General features: G+C 34.4%; 1 protein-coding gene. It reads right to left on the bottom strand.

Translation table 11 applies throughout. The features are described 5' to 3' along the window. Positions 1 to 392 (bottom strand): tetratricopeptide repeat protein (locus QUB66_RS19190; protein WP_332971258.1); only part of this gene is annotated, 392 nt, incomplete at both ends.

The raw sequence follows: 392 nt of genomic DNA, 5'->3' as shown, positions 1-392 counted from the left end.
TCTCAGATTATTAGGTTGAATTTGAAGCGCTCGCTCAAACAACTCTAAAGCTTTTTCATACTGATTATTTGCAGTCAAAGCATTGGCATAATTATTTAGCGTTATCAGAAGATTAGGTTGAATTTGAAGCGCTCGCTCAAACAACTCTAAAGCTTTTTCAGGCTGATTATTTAAACTCAAAGCATTGGCATAACTATTTAGCGTTATCACATTATCAGGTTGAATTTGAAGCGCTCGCTCAAACAAGTCTAAAGCTTTTTCATGCTGATTATTTGCAGTCAAAGATTTGACATAACTAAATAATGTTCTCAGATTATTAGGTTGAATTTGAAGCGCTCGCTCAAACAACTCTAAAGCTTTTTCAGGCTGATTATTTAAACTCAAAGCATTGG

Origin of the sequence: Microcoleus sp. A2-C3 (assembly GCF_036706065.1) — a bacterium.
GTDB lineage: Bacteria > Cyanobacteriota > Cyanobacteriia > Cyanobacteriales > Microcoleaceae > Microcoleus.
The sequence above is the reverse complement of the archived record's forward strand: the minus strand, read 5'-3'. Positions and strand labels throughout refer to the sequence as shown.